Consider the following 19,777-nt stretch of genomic DNA (forward strand, 5'->3'; position numbering starts at 1 on the left):
CACTATTAAAAATGTAGGATGAAATTGTATTTTACTCAAAAATCATTCAATTCATTTAACTGATAATCAACGGATAAACTTAAAGCACAACTTCAATCAAGGTTACATGATTAAAAGTTATAAAAACTCTTTACTTTATTTATTATTCATAATTCTCTTCTTCCACCACGGTTTTTTCTCTATTACACCACCACCATATGTATATCCATAATAATTTTTACTATGTGTCTCGACATCGTTAATTAAAACAGTCATACTAGAAAAACGTTTATTTTGATAAAGGCTATCTGCTACAGATAAAAGTCTCTTATCTGTAAAACCTGATCTTACTACATAAATGCATAGATCTACATAATCCGTGAACAATAATGCATCGGCAACTAAACTCACTGGCGGTGTATCAATAACAACATAATCATACTGAGTTTTTAATGCTATAATTAATTTTTGGAAACGTTTACTTTTTAACAACTCAATTGGATTAGGAGGAATAATTCCAGAATTTATTACATCCATATTTGGAACATTGTCTAAGCCAATAATAATATCCTCTAAAACAAGTTTTTCATCTCTTATATAGTTAGTCACTCCCACAGAATCTTCTAAATTAAGATACTCTAAGATTTTAGGTGATCTAAGATCTAATCCTAACAAAGCCACTTTCTTATCTGGGTCAGCTAAAGCAATGGCAAGGTTTGTAGAAATAAACGTTTTACCTTCTCCTGTAGCAGAAGATGTTACCAAAATAGTTTTACCTTTATCTGCATTTTCAGAAAGTAAAAATTTTAGATTACTCTCAAAAATTCTAAATGACTCAGCCACTATAGAGCGATTATCTCTAGAGATAAGAAATTGTTCCTTAGTATCTGTACCTGGTATTTCAGCAACTATCGGTATATCAATAAGTTTCTGAACTTCTTTTTTCCCTTTAACTTTTACATCCAAAAGATCATAGAAAAAAATCACTATTGAGGGCAGCAAAAAGGATAATAGTATAGTTACTAGAAAAACAATACGTTTTTTAGGTTTAACCGGGAATTTAGAGCTATAAGCTCTTTCTATTATTTTTGCATTAGCAACGGTAGCAGCAAGTGAAATTGCAGTTTCTTCTCTTTTCTGTAATAAATAAAGATATAGTGTTTCCTTAATTTCTTGTTGTCTAACGATATCTCTTAACTCTCTTTCTTGTCTAGGTAAAGAATTGATTTTAGAATTCATCACCGCATCTTGTCGCTCTAAATTTCTTAATTTAATTTTTAAAGAAGTCTTCTGATTATTTAGACTCTGTTTTAAACTTAATTTGAGGTTTTCAAGTTTCTCATTTAGGCTAACAACAATAGGATTTTTTAGGGTAGTCCCATTAAGTACCTCATCCCTTCTAAGAGCAATTTCATTATATAGAGTAATTGTACCTGAGATAGAACCATCAGAAAAACCAAGATTTGCTGGCAATAATCCTTCACTATTCTTTTTTAAGTAATCGTTCATAAAGTTAACGAGTCCAATTTGAGTACTGGTTTCTAGAACTTCTTTTTTATTTTCGGATGAATTTTCTAAAAACAATTCCGCTTCAGAGGTTACATTCGTTAGACTATTAGAAGTTTTAAAAACTTCTACTCCTTGTTCTATATCCGATAATTCTGAATTGATAATAGTAAGTCGTTCTTTAATAAAACTTGCTGTATTTTCATAAATCAAGTTTTTGTCCCTGATGGCATCAAGATTATATTCTTCTATCAATCCATTTAATAGATCTTTAGCCTTCGCTCTAGTAGTAGTATTTATGCTCAAAGAGATCACATTTGCATCTTTATTAACCAAACCGATACTCACTTTTGATTTATACTCTTCTACCACATCCATTATTGGTTGTACAGAAAGATAAATTTCATTGTCTAGAAAAAGTTCTATAAAATTATTATCTGGAACGAGAATAACATTACCTATTCTTGTTGATATTACTTCGCCAAAAACTCCTTCTTTAATAAAATCTTTTTCTTCTTCTTTAATTGTAAATGAATTTTTCGAATGAATTGTAATTGTAAAATCGGCCGATATATCCTGTAGCAATGAATCCTTTATAAACTTGGCTTCAAAAGGTTTATTCTCATATAATTCTACTAATCTTTTCGAAAACTTTGTCTTTGTAAAATATTGATGATGCGCATTAAGTTTCCTTATTACATTCTCAAACAATGGTCGAGATTTTAGAATCTCTATTTCATTTTCTACCTCTTTATTATTTGTCTCTACAATATTTAAATCTTCAAAAGCGGAGAGTTCAGATAACATTCCTGTTTTTTCTCCTTTGATCAAAATAGTTGCTGTTACCTTATATTGAACCGATGTATATTTTAGATACAGAAACGCTAATATGATGAACAAAATACCTGATACAAGAAACAGTTTCCAAAATCTTAGATATTTACTTATATGATCTTTTAAGGTAAGATTACTTGATTCTTGTTGATATTCGTAATCCATGTTTGTATTTTGCTTAATCTCCACAGAATTAACGTGTTAATAATATTCCTAAAGACACTAGTACAGATGCTACAGATATCCAAATTGGAGTGTTCTTATTGTAAGAAGATGACTTTATCTGTGCGTTATTAGGTGTCACATATATTGCATCGTTTTGTTTTAAATAAAAAACTGGGGAATTAAAAATTTGATCAGAAGTAATATCTACTCTATAGTATTTATATACTCCTTCTTGTTCTCTAATTACTAAAATATCATTTCTTACTCCTGTAATAGTAAGATCCCCCGCCAAGCCTAACGCCTCAATAATACTAATACGTTCGTTAGGAATTGTATAGGTGCCTGGGTTATTTACTTCTCCTAAAACCGTTACTTTAAAATTAACCAATTCTATATGGACTATAGGAGTCTTTATATAAGATGATAATTTTGTTTTCAGTAATTCTGTTGCCTCTATTAATGATAATCCAGCCAATGGTACCTTCCCTAAAACTGGGAAATCAATTGTCCCATCTTTTCTTAATAAATAAGTAAGCTGTTTTTGTTGTCCAACTGCACTACCTGGAATCGCATTGAAAGAAACCGCGGGTAAGTTAAAAGGCTCTAGTCCTTGCATATCAGAAGAAGAAACTGTGATAGCCAGTAAATCATCTGCTTGAAACGTAGTATTGTATTCTATTTTAATTTCCTTCTCTTGAGCATTTCTTATATCCTTAAAATAAACTACATCTTTACGAGAAGCACAAGAAACTAACAAAGATATAATCAATACGAAAAAAGGAAAGTTTTTCAAATTTTTAATAATCATGTATAAATGTTTAACAGAATAAGGGTTAATTAAGTTAACAACTTCTTTTACCACGAAGAAGTATATTTTTCATGATTTTAATTAGATAATCGATATCAGTTTTTATCGGAGCTTTTTCATATGCTTCCAGATACTTTGTTTCTGAAGCAACAATCTCGTCTAAAGTTTTTGGCATATCCGCATAAAACGGTGGAAGTAAACCTGGTTTCACTTTTGTTCTTTTTTCCTGAAGTTCTTTAGGATATAAGCTAAAGTAATGACTACTTAAAGGTCTTACTCCGATTAGTTTCATTTCATTTTTAATTAAATTAATAATCATCGGAAGTTCATCAATCCAATACTTCCTCATTATTTTTCCTTCATGTGATATTCTAAAATCATTTTTGATTTTACCACCTTCCTTTAGATTGTTTTTTTCAAAAACATATTGTTGTAAATATTCAGAAAACGGATACATAGTTCTAAATTTATAAACCTTTATCGTCTTCCCATTTTCGCCTAATCTATTTAATTTTATCAAAGGACCATATGTTGGATCGTGATCAAAAATAGGTTCCTTTATTTTTCTAGCTACAAAATAAAGTTCATTATTAATTGTTCTTTCTTCTAAAATTTCGAATCCACAAGAATATAAACGTCCAAAGGTTTCTGCTTTTGTTAGCACTCTTCCCTTTCCTTTAGTAATATGAAAATACAATCCCTTGGTCCATTTTAATTTAGGAATCACTCGTGTAAGAATAACGTCACCTAAATAATACAAATAATTTAATGGTTTTGGGAGTTTTTTGAAAATCCTATTTTTCCGAACAGCGTGAGTTTCTACTTTATTTATAAAAACTCCTCCCTTAGGTAGTTTAGAATTAACAGACTGAAAGTATTTATTTATTCTTCTAAAATCATTAACCCTCTTAAGATTAACAATTGTTCGATATCTATCTTTCGTTATTTTCTCTATATTAAATCTTGTTCGTGTAGAGATAATATGAACGTCATTGGGTTTATAAGTAGCATACTCTGAAATAAAATCAAAGATTTCTTCTCCAGCTTCTTTAACAACTAACTCTTTAATACTGACGTCCCAATCTTGATCAGAGATGGCATAAACATTCTCTAAATCTTCAGAACTCAATAACTTTTCGATTTGTGAATCGACAAATGGGGCAAATTTGGTAATCATTTTTGTGTGAGCCTTTAGTTAAGTGTGAATGACCCATATAAAGAATAACAATTATTCAAAACAATAGTATTTTAGGAACTATGTAAATAATTAATTATCAAACCCTATACTACGTATCAACGGTTTTATTTAAATAATATTATATTAATTTCAAGCAACTTATATAAGTCTAATGACAAAACTTTTAGATACATTAAACATGTTACTTTTACACATAAAACCAAAAATCAAGTTATCTATGACTAAATGAACTATCAATTTAAATTTCTAAAATCAAATTAAAAATGTTTCTAACTTACTTAATAATTTATCCAAAAAATTTGAATGGTTTTTCGATAAAATGAAATAAAAACTGCTTAAATGCAATTTTTACTACAACGTATTTATGATTCTTAAAAGACTTAAATAATTACAAAACCCTTGTAGCTCTATTCTTTATTTACTCACAAAAAAATACTTTTTCACAAGGTTTTTCATGTTTTGTAATATAAGTTCTTTAGTCCATAATACTCTGTTATCACTCCATCGTTGCGGATGGAATGTAAACATTAATTGATCAGCCAAAGAATCGGATGATTCAATAATTTCCGTTGTTGTATGAAAAGTTTTATTAAATGATGTTTGTACCTTATCTCTAACACTAACTGCATGACCATCCCAACGACGACCAGTATCTGTAATGTAATAAACTTGTTCAAAATCTACATCAAAATAAGGCTCTGCAATAATCTCAAAATCTTTATAATTGTAAGTTTTCCAAAGATCCTTAGAATCATACTTAGACATTGGACTACCATGCATACAGATTGTTGTTACCGGAGCCAACTCACGAAGCGCTTTTAAGTTTTTACTAAAATCTTCTATCCCTTTTTTCAAATCTCCATTACAGGTTGTTAAGCATTCATAGTGATATCCTATTTCATGTCCTAAAGACGCTATCTGCTTGATGATATCTTCATCCCAACTTTGAGGAACCGCTCTAAAATAATATGTTCCTTTCACTCCTTTATTGGCTTGTATTTTTGCAAATTCTAAAGAATTTTGAGGTAATAAATCAACATCATGCCTCAATACAATGGCTCTTTTATTAGGCCTGTTTATGAATTCTTCGAATGTCTGAAATGAATAGTCTTGATTAATTAATGACTGTAATAAGTCCTTATACTTTTTTACGGTAAAATCCATTAGCTAAAATTATGGTAATATTTTGGGTCGTTTTTCATAGTCCGATGGCTCTGAGGAAAATTTTCCACAAACCATATTAAAAATGCAGTAACATCTATTTTATCTTTTAAAAGTTGTTCTCTCTTTTTTCCAAAAGCCTCTTGCAGATTAGAAGTATTTTCTAATTCCTTAATTTTCTCCATAACTCCTTCTCCTTTCTGAAAATTAAAAAGTAATCCATAATCTACCTGCTCATCAATTGTACCTGCCATAATACTATTTATATATATTGCGGGAGTACCTAAAATTGCGCTTTCTGACGCCATCGTAGCGCCTTCTCCAATGAACATTTCCGCAAAAGCCAATACATCATGCATTTTTTCTGGAGGTATTTTTATTTGATATTCTTTAAACTCATCGGGTAACTGACCTTCTGAAGAAATAAAAACTTTGTATTTTTTATCTAAATGTTGAAGTAACTCTCTTTTCTCTGTCATAGTCAACCCCGATTGATTAACATCATGGCTTGCATTCCAAGACACAAATCGTAAAACAACGTAAGGAGCTTGTTCTGGTATACCCAAAATGTCATAAACTTTAACATCTGAAGTGAAATAATTTGGATGTAAATATGCCAACTCGTGATATCCTGCATATTCGATTTGCTTATCCCCCAGATCTTTATGAAAAGATGTAGAAGTTAAAACACTTTTTGTAAACGGCAAATACAATTTTACCTGTTCCATGTTCCCTGTATCTTCTAGAGATACATGAGGTTTTCTTAATATTGCTGCGGCATGAGCTGCATAAGGTGACCCGTGACTCATAAACAAATCTGGTTTAAATTTAAGTCCTTGTACAACTGTCATGAAATCGAACTTTAATAATCCAAACATTTTTCCAACTGTAGAATTATATTTTTTACCAAATGAGACAAATTCAAAACCTTCTGCTTTCATCAGTTCTATTTCAAACTCTTTTTGTCTACATGTAAATAAGAAAGTATGCCCTTTTTTCTGCATTTCTTTAGCCAAATTCTTAAACAAATGCACATGACCTGGGTGACCTATATCGATAAGTATACGCATTTAAATACTTTTTAAAATTTTGACAGCTGTTTTTCCTACTTTATATAATAATGGTTGTGTGACATTGAGAAATCTACCGTGTTCAACCTGCTCTCCACCAAATTTAGATTTAAATTCTCGTACACCATAATCTTCATCAGGTTTTCCTGCTCCCATAAAATCAAATCGAGGAATTTTATTTTTAACAGCGTAATCCATTGCTGCCCAAGTAGCTAATATACTAGGGTATATATTTTTATAAACTCCATCTTTACCGCAAACGAACCATTCATAAATAACTTTGTTATCCAAAACGGGGCATACAATTCCACCAAGTACTTCTTCTTTATATATTATCAAAAAAAACTTAGCAACCTTATCTTTCCACATTCTAATAAAATAATCCAAATTAGGCAATGGAGTTTTAACTTTGGTCTTATATAAATTCTCAAGAATCGCATAGTATGCTTCTATTTCGTTTTGATCTTGCGCTTCCTTTATCTCCGCTCCTTCTTTTAAACTCTTTTTAACTTGTCTTAGTTTACTACTGCTCATTCGTTTACGCATAACAGCCTCATCCACACAGTTTAAATGAAAATTAAGATGTGGTACATACTCAAAACCTGCTTTTTTGAATACTTCTTTATAATCTCCATAATCATTTAAATTTCTCATCTCTATATATATTGCTTTCTTTTTAAGATAACTTACAGCATATGTTAATACTTCCAAAATATTCTTCTCTTCTGCATTGTCTGATATTATTGGACCACCATAAATAATCGCGCGACTAGTAAGACCAGCTTTCACACCTTTTTCTTTCTGAATAATTCCTGAAAGAAAAACTACAATTTCCTTGTCTTTTTCTAAAGCAAAAGTAAAAACTTCAGTTCCTACAGATTCAAAAAAATGAAGTGCTACTTTAGATTGAAAAAAATTGGCCGTATTACATTTAGACAATTCTGTCCACTGTTTTTCTGATATATTATCTATATTGGATTGTATCATGTTTAGTTTCTTAAGGCTGAGAGTTTTTATAAACATTCACCAATTGATGTGCAATTAGTTCCGAATCTAAATAATTAATATTTGCTCTTCCTTTGGTTTTATCCTCTAAATTGAGGGCTTCTTTTATTTTTTCTGAAATTTCTTTTGGATCAAATTTTGTTACAAAACAGCCTTTAGTGGATGAAATAACTTGTTTTATATCCCCCACATTAACAGCTACAATTTTACAATTGCAAGCCATTGCTTCTTTAATCACATTTGGTGATCCCTCCCAAAGACTGGTTAATAAGATAACATCAGATGCGTTAAAATAAAATGGCATTTTCTTATTAGGAATATCCTCTAGTTTTTGCAATATTACCTCATCATTATCTATTAAGGAAAAAGCTTTCTTCGCCAATGCAAAATTTTTCTCAGGTCTATCAGGGTTCGCAGCAAATAAAATATGTTTCTTATTATAATCCCAGCCTGTTTCTATAATTGCCTCTGATCTAGGAATCTGCTTAAACTTTTTAAAGTTTACTCCATTAGGTATAACATTGGCTTTCTTTAATCCTGAATCATCCTTCATGTCCTGAGATTTTACAATAACTTGTTTCCAAAACAACCAGCTAAAAAGTTTGATTACATATTTTAATATTGCCGACGCCTTAACGTCACTCCCCATCAATGAAACAATCAAGGGTTTTGCACCAGCTAAGGATGCAACAATAGCGCTTAATGAGTAATGCGCGTGTACCACATCAAAATGTGTGTTTTTTAGAAATTTATTTAACGTAAAAATGTTTTTAAAATACCCTATAGCTCCTTTTCCTTTAATGGTAAAAAAAGTTACCTGATGACCTAATTCCATAATAGATTCTCCTTGATTTTTAGTCAATGAAGAAATACCGTTTTTAGAATTTCCGCTACTTACAAAAAGTATATTCATTTTGTTTACTACTTCAAAAAGGATATGATACTATCGACATATACTTTTTCGATTTCTAATTTTTCCTTTACAAATTCCCATCGCCCTTTTTTGTTAGAAAAATACCCTTTTGAGTAAGGTATACCTGCCGTTCCAAAGTACAGAGATTGAAACTCTATGATATAAAATTGTTTTCCATCATATGCTATATCTATAGAAAGATGTGGTACATTTAATTTTCGAAAAACATCGAGCGCCATATCAAACATTCCTTCTGGCGCCTCAGCATCTAAATCATATAAATAATTATCATATCCACCACCACTTGCTTTAATACCTCTTCCCTTTAATATCGGTCGTTTAAAAGTATATAGTCTATCTCCAAAAACATATACTTTCCAATCGTTTTTAAGGTTAGGAATAAAATCTTGCACAATAAACTTATCACGATAAATAGATTCTTTGATATACCCTTTATGTTTTAAAGCCCTACCATAATCCTTAGCATCTTCTAGGTAGTTCCTTTTTTGACTACTTGCTTTTACCTTAGCAATTAATTCTTGCTTACTTTTTACGAGGGCTACTCCCCTACCAGACGCCCCCTCTGATTCTTTAAAGACACAAGGAAAAGAAAGTTCTTCTATCGATTTTTCAAGATCAGACATGGAACCAAAAACTCTTGATTTTAATGGAGGCTGCATATCATAAACTTCGCGCATTAATTCCATAAACACTTTGTTATTGTTAGCTCTAAGGTGCTTATATTCTGGAAGAACTTTGGTCCCTACAAGTTCCAGTGCAAACACGACATCTTCTATATATGATTTATAGCGATATCCTATATCTTCTGAAGAGGTATAGATTACAGGAATATTTTTGATATCTTCATCCTGAACAGATATCTCGTTAAAGCATTTAAAAATTATCTCATAGTCTGAATCTTTAAAATAACTTGATAATTTATTTTTATCCATACCACTGCGGTAAGGAGTATCGAAATGCTTGGATCCAAATTTTTCTTTATAATCGGTAAGTGCTATAATTTTATTCATTAAGCAAGTATTTATTTGATTGATTAGGGTTTTGTTTTAGCGCACTTATAAGAGAAATACTCATCAATAAAGTATCTCTTTCTTTTTCATTAGTATAAGGAGAGAGTTTATCTAAAATATTGAGTACATATTTTTGATCTATCCAGTCTGTTTCTTCGATTAGATTTTTAAAATTGCTCTGTTGCGCTAAGGTCCCTGAAATAATTCCAAGGTTATCCAGATTCGTTTGTTTAACTTTTCTTTTTAATCGTTTTTTAATAAATGGGAATAAAATATTAAATAAACCAAAAGGTTCTCTTATGTCTTTTGGTCGATATCCTTTCCCTGTTTTTTGATGATATATTTGAGTATTTGTTTTCTTAATAATGTCCGCATAGATGTACTGTCCCTTCATTCTTTTCAAAGGGTTTTCTGTAAAAAAATCGTTGTTAGCACCTGCGTATTGTGTTTTTAGAAGCTCCTTTATAAAGGTATAATCTAGAAAAGGAGTTCTTACTTTTATATAGATCATTTGGATATAAATCCATTGTCCAAAAAATTTCCTAAAAATCTCTTCAAACACAAACGTGTAGAATTGTTGGTTTTGGGTAAGGTCTTTTGGAATTGATTCTTTATAATCAATCAATTCTTCTATTAACTCTTCTAGTTCTCCAGCAAAGTCTTCTTTATTAATAACCAATAAAGGTTTTGCATTTAATATTCGATCTTTAATTTCATCTGCAGTAGTGCTAGTAAAAATATCAACCAAAGCTTGTGAAGTAACAGCTCCAGTTAAATGCAATGCTCTAAATAACTCACTTCCTACCACTCCCGAAATAAGATATTTAGATTTTTTAGTTATTTCTTTAGTACTGTATAAAAAGTGCGAATAAATCAATCCATTACCACTAGGGTATAAACTATTATATTCATTTGCATTTTTTATGTAATGTTCTTCTATGTACTCATTGCTCCCCAGATCAAAATATTGATAGGGTATATCAATAGCCTTAGCATTCTCTTTTGGTATTGCTACATCCTCATTCTCTAATTTCCCAAAAGAAAAAGTATTGAATTTTTTATCAAAATGTGTAGCGCAACTTACTAATGTTCGACCATCAAAACCACTAGTGAAAGCAATATCAAAAGTATCTTTCGGAAAATACTCTTTAGTAGTTTCTATGAATAATGCACTTATTTTATCCGCAGTTTTTGATCCTTTAGAAGGTTCTTGAGTAAAAAGAGATACCGTATCGAAATGTTTTTTAATCGTACTTTTTTCTTTAGTTAATTCTAAAAAATAATGACAAGGTGCTAGCTCTATTCCTTTATAAAGTGTTCGATTAAAGAATCCATAATTAAACAACAAGCTCTCTAAAATGAACTTTCTGTCCATTTCGAATTTCTTATCTGATTTTTTACGGATATATTCTATTGAAGAGGATATATATTCAAAATCAGAGGTATGATAAAGAGGTAGAACATTTAGAAAACTACTATATATTTTCAGGTGATTTTCTTCTATTACAATAGCATAAAAATTACCTTTCAATTTAGGAATTTGATCAACATCTATTGTAAACAATTGCTCTTTAGTCCCTATATAATCTCCAAAAACTAGTATTCTAACATCTCCTTCAAGATATTCTTCATACTTTTCTCCATCAATATTTAGATACCAAGCATCAGTTAATTTTAGTTGATGCTCCTTAGGCAATTTATCTTTTGATTTTGATATGATAAAATGATCCATCATTTATAAGAGTCCTCTGTTAGAAAGTTTAAATAAGTTCCACATTAAAATAGCTAGGAAAATGAAGCATAAGTATATTTTCCAATGCATTATTTTTTTTAGATAATTTGTAAAAATTCCATCTGCCATGAAAATGATTAAAAATGGTAATGCTAATACCTGAAATCTATCTTGAAATGAAATTCCAGAAATTGCTAGAATTAAAATATATCCTATAGAAAAGCTGGATATAAAAACAGACCCTTTATTTCTATGTTTTACAATCCTAAAAAGTCCAACAAAAACAAAAAAGTACAAACTGTTTCGTATGATCTCATTAAAAAAATGCGCATAGATTCCTAATTGAGCTTCTTCAAAATTTAATAAGGATGGAAATGGGGTAACAATTGCTCCGGCAATTAATAAAGGTGCTACAATCGCTTTGGTATAACTAATACCTCTCGATTGTGCCGCATATGACAGTTCGTTATCAAATTGATTTTGGCTAGCGGCAATAATAGTATCAACACTCTCCTTCATCCCTAATTGTTCCACAACAATATAGCTGCCATAGACCATTAAAACAGAAACACATATAGATAATATACGATAATTCTTTTTTCTAGTTTTTAGAAATATAATCTGTAGTAAAATACATATCAACAATAAAGGAGCTATTACCGTTCTAAAATATAACGTAATTGCTACCTGAAAGACAATAAGTGCTAAAATAAGCCACTTAAACCTAGCATTGTGTACTAGTTTTATTATCAAATATCCAACATTGACAATAATAAACATCAAAAAGGTTTCTTTTAGCACCATACTACTAAACCACAAGAGAGGCGGCATTAGCATCACTAAGATTCCAGATAATCTGGCTCGTTTTTCATCAAAAACATACTGCGTAATTTGATAAATCCTTATTGCTATCAAACTCCCTACAAGAATATTAAAGATTTTAACGACCAAAGGATACGCCCCAAAAATATAATATAGAAAACCAATAATAACTGAAAAACCATAATCCGAAGCTCCTTTCCAAAATCCTGATAGTTCATTCTGAATGCTAATTCCCTTTTCAAGTGCTTGCTCTACCAATTCTCCCGAAATATGGTAATTTACAGAATCAATCGCACCAATTTCAAAAGGTAGACTATCCGCATCAAAAGACATCGTAAGCACATACATCGCAATTACCGCCAATGTTCTATATACGACACTATGTAAAAATAGTTTCTTTTTGAATTGTTTTGTAAATTCCCAATACTTTGCATATTGATATAAGGCTACAAAAAACAGAAATATAGTTCCTAATCCTCCTAATAGAATTAACAATGGCATCGTATACTCCGAAAACAACAATATGTGGAATAACAATACTACTATTGAAAATAGTATTGCAATACTTGAGTATGTTTTATTCCAGATCATAGCGCTTTATAAGCTTTTAAGTAAGATTGATGAACTTGATTAATCGAATATTTCTTTGAAAAAGAATCTTTCGCATTTAATTTCAACAACTTTCTTTCTTCTTCTGATAACCGTAAAAAGGTTAAAACATTGTTACAAAATGATTCTATTGTAAAATCCTTTGTAATAAATCCATTATATCCATGATTAACTACGTCCTTCATTCCTCCTGCAGGAGTAGAAATTACAGGAACTCCCAAGGATAAGGCTTCTAAAGCAACAATTGGCATTCCCTCTTCTGTAGAAACCACACATAAAGCATCTGCTTGTGTTATAAAATCAGCAGCATCATTCTGTACTCCAGAGAAAAAAATGTTTTCAGATATTCTTTTCTCTTCGCTTACGTTGCCTACCACTAAACACTTTATTTGAGGATACTTCATTTGTAAAATCTTACAGGCATCAATCAGTAATGAAACATTTTTAAATGGAGAATTATTAGCTATCATTAAAAATTTAAAATCCGTTTCCTTACATTTCAAACTTTGATTCCAATAATCTTTAACCTGCTGCTGACTTCTTAGTGGTTGATACCTTTGTATTCCGTTTTCTACATATGTAGTTTTTAATTTAGGAAAATTCAGTTTTAATTCTTCATAAATTGATCTTGACACACAAATGTGCAATACACTGTTATTTAAAAATCGTAACCTATTGCACAACCTCATAACTGGTTTCCAAATAGTAAAACTATTATGCATGGTATGCACATACTTATACTTCTTTCTTATGAATGATAATCCGTATACATAATATAGTGGATTGTGTAAATGCACATGAATGATATCGGGTCGTTCTATTTTTAAAATCCGATCTAATTCAATAAATTGAATACCACTATACTTCTTTTTCCAATCAAGCTGAATCAACTTTATTCTAGCGTTAATTTTAGAAATATAATTATGATATGCATCTGATTGCCTCAGTACAACGACTATTATTTCATCAGTCTCAGATTGTTGGTTAGCGAATTGAACCACAAAATTCTCAGCACCACCTAAATTTAAAGTTGATATGATATGTATAACTCTCAAGATGCTTTTCCTATTTTCTTTCTGATAATAGATTTTATTTCTTCATATTCGTCAAATTTCAAAAGATGCGCGCAGACTATATATCCAATTCCTACAGTACATATTCCTAATACAAGATATAATAATTGATCCTCTATAAAACTCCACAAAAAATAGCTCCCTGCAGTTAAAAATATACTAACAAAGGCATATTGTAACATGTCAATTATTTGTTTGAAACCAGAATAACCGATATATTTTCCACTATAATAAGCATATGTAAAAAAGCCTATAAATGATACTATGACATATCCCACAGCGATTATTTCTATCCCAAAACTATAGGTGATACCCAATGTTATTACAATGAGAATATTATTAATAATTTCTAATTTTAAGAATAAATCAGAACGTCCTTTTGCATTAATAAAATTAGAGTTGATCGCATTGATAGGAAAAAATATAACTCCAATTGCCAAAATTTGAAGTAAAACAACTGTTGGTAACCATTTTTCTGTTAATAACACTAGTACTAGTGGATTTGCAAAAGCTATTAAAATAGTTATCATAGGAAAAAGAAGAAAGGAAGTTAACCGAACACTTCTTTTCATAATTTTCCTAACACGTTCATCATCTTCTATAACATCTACCAATATAGGAAATGTAACATTTTGCATGATCGTTGTTACTAATGTTGCGGGAATTTGCTTAAAAAGAGTAGCTCGGGTATAATACCCTAATTCTTCAGATTTGTATATTTTACCAATTACTACTAAATATATATTTTGAAAAGCAGCATATAATAATGTAGATGCTAAAATTTTTGACCCAAAATTAAATAGTTTTTTTAATGCGTTTATACTAAATATAAAGGAAGGTCTCCAATCATTAAAAATCCAAAACAAGACTGAAGTAGCAAAATTTCTAGATAAATATTGTAACACCAATGACCATACTCCTAAACCTGAGAGTGCACAACCAATCCCAACAAAAGCACCGATTAAGCCAGAAGTAATATTCACAATAGCTTGTGCCTTAAAATTGATTTTTTTAATCAAAATAGTTCTCTGAATGATCGCAAAAGATGAAACAATTACATTAAGGCCAACTACTTTAATAAGGTCTATCAACAAAGGCTCTTCATAAAAGTCCGCAATAAAAGGAGCTACTATATAAAGTATTCCATAAATACAGATACTTATCAAAAAGTTAAAAAAGAAGGTTGTAGAATAATCTATCTGATTTGCTTCTTTTTTTTGGATCAGAGCTCTACTGAAACCACTTTCTACAATAGCCTGAGATACGGTTATAAAAATAGTGATCATTCCTATAAGTCCATAATCTTCAGGCAATAATAAACGGGCTAATACAATTCCAAAAACAAATTGTATCAACATCGTTGATGATTTATCTACGCCACTCCAGATTACTCCGCCAACAGCTTTTTTCTTGAGGCTGGTCACTTATCCAAATAATTTAAATGTTTAATCTATGAGATTAAACATTACTTTTTAAAAGTCCATCCTTAGTAGACTTTAGAAAAGGATGATAATCATTCTTTAATTCGGAAATAGAAGCATTTCGGATATCGTGAACAATTTCTATAGATTGTCTTGCATCTTTTAGTCCATAACCATTGCCATTTAGGATTGATTTGTAACTATTTGTATGCAATTCAGTAAATCCTCCACTAAATTCAATTTCTTCTCCATTTACGGTAATTGATCGGTAAGTTCTTTTTCCTTCTTTTTTAACCTTTTCAGGAATATTATTGTAATCAATAGATAAAAACCATCGTACTCTTGCTTTCTCAAATTCTAAATATCCTGCAGCCGTATCATCGGTAAGTTTATGAACCACATTTTTAGTTACTTTACCAAATATCCACGATAACATGTCATAAAAATGCACTCCTATATTTGTTGCTATTCCTCCAGATTTAGAAACATCCCCTTTCCAAGAAGTATAATACCAATTTCCTCTAGAAGTTAGATATGTTAAGTCAATATCATATATTTTATCTTTTGGTCCTTGATCAACTTTCTTTTTTAAAGCAATAATACTTTCATGAATTCTAAGCTGCAAAATCGAATATACATTATGTTCTGATTCATTTTCAATCTCTATCAGCTGATCCACATTCCAAGGATTTATAACTATTGGTTTTTCACAAATAGCATGTGCTCCTCTTCGTAATGCCATCCTTATATGAGAATCATGAAGGTAATTAGGAGTACAGATACTAACATAATCTAATGCTATGTTTTTCCTCCTTTTTATTTTCTCTATATGCCTATCAAACCTTTCGAACTCCACAAAAAAATGAGCTTCCGGAAAATAACTATCCATAATTCCAACACTGTCGAATTTATCTAAGGCTGCGATTAAATTATTATTGGTATCCTTAATAGCTTTCAAATGACGGGGTGCGATATATCCTCCTACCCCTACAATAGCAAAGTTTTTGTTCATTTTTTTTGTTTTGAGACAGTTTTATTTTCTAATCTATATGTTTCGTTACTTTCTGGGCAAACAGACCATCCATTGGTATCAAAATTTAATCGATGTCCATATTCACTCATCCAACCTATTTGTTTTGCTGGATTACCAACTACTAGAGCATATGATTTAATAGTTTTTGTTACTACAGCTCCAGCGCCTATAAAAGCATATGCACCTATATCATGCCCGCATACAATGGTAGCATTCGCTCCAATGGAAGCACCTTTGCCGATATGAGTTTTAGTATATTGCCCTCTCCTATTAACTGCACTTCTTGGATTAATCACATTGGTAAATACGCAAGAAGGCCCCAGAAAAACATCATCATCACAGATCACTCCTGTATATACTGATACATTATTCTGAATTTTCACATTATTACCAATAATCACTTCTGGAGATATCACTACATTTTGTCCTATATTACAATTTTCTCCAATTTGACTTGAAGACATTATATGAGAAAAATGCCATATTTTGGTTCCTTTACCAATGCTACAGTTATCATCCACATAAGATGATTTGTGCACAAAATATTCTTGGTCCATTTATTATTTAGTTAAAATCATCATCCTTAAGTCTTATAATAAAACCAAGGTTATATTGAATATAATTACTTCCTACTTTACTATTATCCACTGAAAAATTTCCAGTAACCTGTCCATTAAGACGTAAACTCTCAGTAATATAGTAATTAACACCTATACCAACATTAGCCGTTGTTGCCATTTCGCCATTATAAAATCCAACGCCAACGCCAGAACTCATATACCCTTCATACATTGCTCTATACTTATTAAGATATAGATTTGTTAGGTAATATTTAAACATTCCTTCTATTCCAAAAAAATTGGTATCCTCTCTTGCTATACTTCCATTTACATTTTTACCTTCCAAAAATCTATTAAAAGATCCAGCAACTTCAAAACCATAATCATTCTTAAATCTTTTCTCTATGACAATTCTAAATGGATTACTATAATTATAGTTGTCTTTAACATCAAAAACTCCATTAATTCCTTCTCCAGAATCATAAATCACATTTAATCCAAATCCAAGAATCCAAGGATTATCATCATCAAGATATGCTTGTGAGTTAACATCTATCGTCGTAAACATAAAAAAAAGACATAAGCATATGCTAACAACTTTCATCATACATTTTATTAATCATAACGTAAAGAGAACATTTATTCGTATACCTCCATAACATTTTACAGCTTTGGAATACACATATTTTTCATTACTCTGATAAGTTTATAGCAATTAGTACAACCTAAATAGACAATCATAATCAGGTTATTTTTAATCACAATTTTTCTTATATATCACGAATTTTACAATTTTCAATCTTAATACTTCTATTGCGTATTTTAAAAAGTGCTTATTATCGATCAAAACGCAAAATTTTCGTTAACTGTAAAACAAAACTAGAATTACAAACTTCATTTTATAAAAAAACAGGTTACCAAAAGGCGACCTGTTTTCTATATAAATGCTTTTAAAATTAATATGTTAAAAAATTCTATCTAATTTCAATTTTAGTAGTAAGGTTTTTGTCATCAATATTTAATTGAAGAATATATATCCCTGTTCCAAGTTGAGAAACATCAACAGTATTTACTGTATTCTTCTCTAAATTCTCTGAAATCATTTGTTTTCCTATAATATCAAAAATTTGAACAGTTCCTTTATTATATAAAAAAGGGATTTGAATATTTACTTCGGATAATACAGGGTTCGGCCAAATTCGTGTATTACTTTCATTAAATTCATCTACAGAAAGTGTATTTCCTAATCCAATACCTGCACCTCCACTAGAAGTAAACACATACAACTCTAACGCTTGATCTTCATTTCCTGATGAAGGTGTAAGCAAACCACTTGCTATAATTGTTATAGATTGCCCAATAAATCCTGATATATCCGCATTACCTTCATTAAGCACATTTGTTGTTCCTTCTTCTCTTACCTCCAAAACATAAGCTGCAGGATCTAATGTTTGGTATCCGTCAAAATCGGTATATGAAATATTATCAACTAATTCCGCTCCATTTGTAATTGCTGTTTCGAAAATATCTACTGATGGAGTATCTGGTGATCCGTGATGTACTAAAACATCTACTTTAGTATTATCATTAGCTGCTTGTCTTGCTAAATCATATATTTCATAATTCAATGCACTAGCGCCAGAACCATTAACTAAACCATCTACCACAATAATATAATCGTTATTTTCATCTAGAGTTACTATTTCCGATAAAACTGGAATAGAAGTAGCAGTAGCATTAGCAGGTCTAACATCAATTTTGAGGTTAATTTTTGCAAACGTTTCGAAAAAAGGGCTCGCTACTCTAAAATTCACATCCTCAAATGTTAATACATTTTCTACATAAACATCTACTGGGCCAGCATCCGGACTATTATGAATCAACTGAACTGAAGCCTTAGGAACTGCAGGAATTTCTAATCCAACGCCACCTCCTCCAAGTGCACTAAACACGAATAATCCAAAATCAGCTCCATCACTATTTACCGTAGGATCTAAAAATCCACTAGCAACAAGTACAACTGCATCACCAGCTAAATTAACCCCTTCTAAATCGGTTAACGTGGCATCATAAGCTTCTATAGTTTCTACAGTAGCTTCATCAGTAACCTTTATAACATAATCAATAGAAGGCAATGATTTATATCTTCCATTAGTAGTTTCAGAATTATCTCTTCCAACAAAAGTTCCATAATCAGCACTATTAAAGATTGCTGGTGCTCCCGGTGCTGCCGCTCCATCAATAATATCAATCTCTGTTGGAGCATCCACTCCTCCGTGATGCAAAACAATATCCGTATTAGAAGCTCCATTTAATCCAGATTCTTGTCCAAAAGCATAACTAAAAACATCAAAAGGAATATTAGGTTCATATCCTGTGTCACTTACTATACCATCAGCAACCAAAATATATGTAAATCCATCTGCTAGGTTTAGTTGTTTGGTAAAAATAGGACTACTATTATCCACTGCATCAGGAGCAGTAATATCAATTGTTAATGCCGTATCTGTTGGAACGGTTAAAAATGGAGAAGCTGTTCGAAACATTATGTTATCCAAAGAAGCATCTGGGATACTTCCATTTATATAAACATCCACCGTGGCGGCAGCCAAATCTGGTGAATTATGTATTAACTGAACTCTCGCTGTTTGAGCGATTGTATAATTCCCTATTAACAGGAAAACTAACGTAAATAAGTAAGTTGATTTTTTCATGGTTATGACGATTAGTGTGTAATAATTTGCTTAACACACTCAATTTAAGGTATTTAAAAACCTTAAGCATTCGAACATTTAATAAAATTTTACCAATAAAATGTTATAAAAAACCAAATTTCCAATACCCCACTTCGAGGATC

The 19,777-nt window shown here is 30.7% G+C and carries 16 protein-coding genes; all 16 read right to left on the minus strand.

Annotation, left to right across the window (positions count from 1 at the left end; genetic code table 11):
• Positions 1-135 precede the first annotated feature (135 nt).
• The 16 genes from H526_RS0127530 to H526_RS0127605 all read right to left on the minus strand — a co-directional run bounded on the left by H526_RS0127530 (position 136) and on the right by H526_RS0127605 (position 19,634).
• Complete coding sequence (locus H526_RS0127530; RefSeq protein WP_027395884.1) at positions 136-2,484, minus strand: GumC family protein; 2,349 nt, start codon at positions 2,482-2,484, stop codon at positions 136-138.
• Between the two features lie 28 nt (positions 2,485-2,512).
• The gene (locus H526_RS0127535) at positions 2,513-3,292 is read right to left on the minus strand and encodes a polysaccharide biosynthesis/export family protein (protein WP_035086922.1); all 780 of its coding nucleotides are present in this window, start codon (positions 3,290-3,292) and stop codon (positions 2,513-2,515) included.
• Between the two features lie 34 nt (positions 3,293-3,326).
• Entirely contained in the window at positions 3,327-4,469 is a 1,143-nt protein-coding gene (locus tag H526_RS30370) for a sugar transferase (RefSeq protein WP_051336395.1), read from the minus strand.
• 435 nt (positions 4,470-4,904) lie between these two features.
• On the minus strand, positions 4,905-5,654 hold the full coding sequence (locus H526_RS0127545) for a polysaccharide deacetylase family protein (RefSeq protein ID WP_027395886.1): 750 nt from the start codon (positions 5,652-5,654) through the stop codon (positions 4,905-4,907).
• Positions 5,654-6,721 (minus strand): DUF354 domain-containing protein, encoded by a 1,068-nt coding sequence (locus H526_RS0127550; protein ID WP_027395887.1) that lies wholly within the window; start codon positions 6,719-6,721, stop codon positions 5,654-5,656. The genes H526_RS0127545 and H526_RS0127550 overlap by 1 nt, the downstream gene beginning before the upstream one ends.
• Positions 6,722-7,708 (minus strand): lipid II:glycine glycyltransferase FemX, encoded by a 987-nt coding sequence (locus tag H526_RS0127555; protein ID WP_027395888.1) that lies wholly within the window; start codon positions 7,706-7,708, stop codon positions 6,722-6,724.
• A gap of 10 nt (positions 7,709-7,718) precedes the next feature.
• Complete coding sequence (locus H526_RS0127560; protein ID WP_027395889.1) at positions 7,719-8,639, minus strand: glycosyltransferase family 4 protein; 921 nt, start codon at positions 8,637-8,639, stop codon at positions 7,719-7,721.
• 8 nt (positions 8,640-8,647) lie between these two features.
• Entirely contained in the window at positions 8,648-9,670 is a 1,023-nt protein-coding gene (locus tag H526_RS30375) for an ATP-grasp domain-containing protein (RefSeq protein WP_051336396.1), read from the minus strand.
• Positions 9,663-11,405, minus strand: coding sequence for a hypothetical protein (locus tag H526_RS0127570; RefSeq protein ID WP_027395890.1), 1,743 nt, complete (start codon positions 11,403-11,405; stop codon positions 9,663-9,665). The genes H526_RS30375 and H526_RS0127570 overlap by 8 nt, the downstream gene beginning before the upstream one ends.
• Positions 11,406-12,815: a glycosyltransferase family 39 protein gene (locus H526_RS0127575; protein WP_035086862.1), complete on the minus strand. Its 1,410-nt coding sequence runs from the start codon at positions 12,813-12,815 to the stop codon at positions 11,406-11,408.
• Entirely contained in the window at positions 12,812-13,888 is a 1,077-nt protein-coding gene (locus H526_RS0127580; protein WP_027395892.1) for a glycosyltransferase family 4 protein, read from the minus strand. The genes H526_RS0127575 and H526_RS0127580 overlap by 4 nt, the downstream gene beginning before the upstream one ends.
• A complete protein-coding gene (locus tag H526_RS0127585) occupies positions 13,885-15,330 on the minus strand; it encodes a lipopolysaccharide biosynthesis protein (RefSeq protein WP_027395893.1) in 1,446 nt (481 codons plus the stop codon). Before H526_RS0127585 ends, H526_RS0127580 begins: the two co-directional genes overlap by 4 nt.
• Before the next feature lie 34 nt (positions 15,331-15,364).
• Complete coding sequence (locus H526_RS0127590) at positions 15,365-16,339, minus strand: Gfo/Idh/MocA family protein (RefSeq protein WP_027395894.1); 975 nt, start codon at positions 16,337-16,339, stop codon at positions 15,365-15,367.
• Complete coding sequence (locus tag H526_RS0127595; protein WP_027395895.1) at positions 16,336-16,917, minus strand: acyltransferase; 582 nt, start codon at positions 16,915-16,917, stop codon at positions 16,336-16,338. Before H526_RS0127595 ends, H526_RS0127590 begins: the two co-directional genes overlap by 4 nt.
• 7 nt (positions 16,918-16,924) lie before the next feature.
• Positions 16,925-17,488: a hypothetical protein gene (locus tag H526_RS31355; protein WP_027395896.1), complete on the minus strand. Its 564-nt coding sequence runs from the start codon at positions 17,486-17,488 to the stop codon at positions 16,925-16,927.
• 406 nt (positions 17,489-17,894) lie between these two features.
• A complete protein-coding gene (locus tag H526_RS0127605; protein ID WP_027395897.1) occupies positions 17,895-19,634 on the minus strand; it encodes a DUF4397 domain-containing protein in 1,740 nt (579 codons plus the stop codon).
• Between the last annotated feature and the right edge of the window lie 143 nt (positions 19,635-19,777).

The organism is Aquimarina latercula DSM 2041 (assembly GCF_000430645.1).
GTDB lineage: Bacteria > Bacteroidota > Bacteroidia > Flavobacteriales > Flavobacteriaceae > Aquimarina > Aquimarina latercula.